We start from the raw sequence: 2,758 nt of genomic DNA, 5'->3' as shown, positions 1-2,758 counted from the left end.
GATGCCCAGCACGCCATCGTGGTTGACCGGCACCCCGTAACCGCCGGTAAAGACTTCCTTGAGGGTATACAACGGGCTGGTGCCGATATCGCCATACACCACCCCGACCGCCGCCACGAGCAGGCCCACCGACCGCGCCGCACCCTGCTTGCCCTCGTGCCCGCCCTCAGCGTGACTGCTTGCCTGAAACATCGACCACTCCCGCACGCGGCCATCACGGCCCTTGATATTCAATCTGCCGCCAAGCGCTCGCAGGCACCTTGACGTAAAGGCGCGAAGCATAGCGCAGCGTTCGTCGTATTTCTGCTGGTCAAGCGCCCCTGCGCTCGCTAGAATTGCGCACTTTTTGATCAGAGGCGCAAAAAAGCGCCCGTCAAGCTCGCCCCCGATTCCGGCCGGGCGACCTGCATTCAATACCGAGGTTAGTCATGTCCACCACGCCCGCCACCCCCAAGGTAGGTTTCGTAAGCCTGGGTTGCCCAAAAGCCCTGGTCGATTCCGAGCGCATCCTTACCCAGCTGCGCATGGAAGGCTATGAAGTCGTGCCCACCTACGAGGACGCCGACGTGGTGGTGGTCAACACCTGCGGCTTCATCGACAGCGCCAAGGCCGAGTCGCTGGAAGTGATCGGCGAAGCGATCAAGGAAAACGGCAAGGTCATCGTCACCGGCTGCATGGGTGTCGAAGAAGGCAGCATCCGTGACGTGCACCCCAGCGTGCTGTCGGTCACCGGCCCACAGCAGTACGAGCAGGTGGTCAACGCCGTGCACGAAGTGGTACCGCCGCGCCAGGACCACAACCCGCTGATCGACCTGGTGCCACCACAGGGCATCAAGCTGACCCCGCGTCACTACGCGTACCTGAAAATTTCCGAAGGCTGCAACCACAGCTGCAGCTTCTGCATCATTCCGTCGATGCGCGGCAAGCTGGTCAGCCGCCCGGTGGGCGAAGTGCTGAGCGAAGCCGAGCGCCTGGTCAAGGCCGGGGTCAAGGAGATCCTGGTAATCTCCCAGGACACCAGCGCCTACGGCGTCGACGTCAAGTACAAGACCGACTTCTGGAACGGCCGCCCGGTCAAGACCCGCATGCTGGAGCTGTGCGAGGCCCTGAGCAGCCTGGGTGCCTGGGTTCGCCTGCACTATGTGTATCCGTACCCGAACGTCGACGACGTGATCCCGCTGATGGCCGCCGGCAAGATCCTGCCGTACCTGGACATCCCGTTCCAGCACGCCAGCCCGAAAGTGCTCAAGTCGATGAAGCGCCCGGCCTTCGAAGACCGTACCCTGGCGCGTATCAAGAACTGGCGCGAGCAGTGCCCGGAGCTGGTAATACGCTCCACCTTCATCGTCGGCTTCCCTGGCGAGACCGAGGAAGACTTCCAGTACCTGCTGGACTGGCTGACCGAGGCGCAGCTGGACCGCGTGGGCTGCTTCCAGTATTCGCCAGTCGAGGGCGCCCCGGCCAACGACCTGGGCCTGGAAGAGGTGCCGGATGACGTCAAGCAGGAACGTTGGGACCGCTTCATGGCCCACCAGCAGGCCATCAGCACGGCGCGCCTGCAACTGCGTATCGGCAAGGAAATCGAAGTATTGATCGATGAAGTCGAGGAGCAGGGTTCGGTTGGCCGCAGCTTCTTTGATGCCCCTGAAATCGACGGCAGCGTGTTCATCGACGGCGACCATGGCTTCAAGCCAGGCGACAAGGTCCGTTGCCGTGTGGTGGATGCCGACGAATACGATATGTGGGCTGAGCCTGTCTGACGGGTCTGAAAGCTGAAAAAGCCCCCGCCCCGGCACTCCCCGCCAGGAATGTCCGGGGCAGGGGCTTTTTTTGTCAGAACGTGTGAAACAGCATCAGGCCGCCCTCGGCATCCGGGCTGGCGTCCGAGAACCCCTTGACCGCGTAGAGCTGGACCTTCCACTGCTGGTTGAGCTTGTGGGTCAGGAACAGGGTGAGCTCCTGGATCTGCGACCCCGTCGAGACCACTTTCTGCCGCCAGTCGTAGGAGGCGCCTGCCGACGTGCCTGTAGCCACAGGTATGGCGAAGCCGAGGCTGACAAATACCGGGTCGTCAAAATCGCTGTCGGGCGGGTCGCCGAACTTTTTCCAGCCCAAAGTTGCGAAGCCGGTGACAGGGCCGAAGGCCTTGGCGATGTCGACCTGGGCGGTGTAGTCGTACTCACCGGTGCCCAGGCACTGATCTTCATCGGCAGTGGGGAATTTGATCTTGCCGATCAGGTCGAGCATCACGCCGCCATCGTTGCCATCGAGCAGGGCATAACCGGCGCTGGCAACGGTATCGCCCAGCCCGCTTTCGACATTGCGGCAGCCACCGGGCAAGGGGTCGCCATTGGGGCCTACTTCGGGGTTGGTGATGCGCAGCCAGGGCACGGTGACCTTGTAGGTCATGGGCCCGGTTTCATATTTACCGACCACGGGAACGTACCAGATCTCCGAAGTGGTGCCGGTGCCATAGTCGCCGCTCGAATAGTCCATGCCCATGGCGGCGCTAAAGGTATCGGCCAAGGCCGGCGCACTGATACAAGACAGCAAGCAGGCGAAAACAGGAAGCGCGGGTCTCATCTGCACCTCAGTACCCTTCGGGTATGTGATCGGACTTACCCAGCCTAGTTGCCTAACGCCCGGATCGCTCTGGATGCTCTGTTTTTTCGGGCTTCTCGACTTTTTCCACCACCTTTTCTACTTTCTCTACTTTCTCTACTTTCTCTACTTTCTCTACTTTCTCTACTTTCTCTAC

3 protein-coding genes are annotated in these 2,758 nt (G+C 61.4%); 1 reads left to right on the top strand and 2 read right to left on the bottom strand.

What is annotated here, in order from left to right; all coding sequences use genetic code 11:
* Positions 1-192: KUP/HAK/KT family potassium transporter (locus HP547_RS28215; protein ID WP_172288761.1), on the bottom strand; the 192-nt coding region annotated here is incomplete at its 3' end.
* 236 nt (positions 193-428) lie between these two features.
* Here HP547_RS28215 and rimO point away from each other — a divergent pair.
* Positions 429-1,760: a 30S ribosomal protein S12 methylthiotransferase RimO gene (gene rimO / locus HP547_RS28210; protein WP_172219689.1), complete on the top strand. Its 1,332-nt coding sequence runs from the start codon at positions 429-431 to the stop codon at positions 1,758-1,760.
* Positions 1,761-1,833: 73 nt separating this feature from the next.
* Here the strand turns inward: rimO and HP547_RS28205 are convergent, their stop codons facing one another.
* The gene (locus HP547_RS28205) at positions 1,834-2,583 is read right to left on the bottom strand and encodes a hypothetical protein (protein ID WP_172219691.1); all 750 of its coding nucleotides are present in this window, start codon (positions 2,581-2,583) and stop codon (positions 1,834-1,836) included.
* Positions 2,584-2,758 lie beyond the last annotated feature (175 nt).

It is taken from the genome of Pseudomonas sp. CM27, assembly GCF_013179515.1.
GTDB lineage: Bacteria > Pseudomonadota > Gammaproteobacteria > Pseudomonadales > Pseudomonadaceae > Aquipseudomonas.
This window is presented reverse-complemented; position numbering and strand designations above follow the sequence as displayed.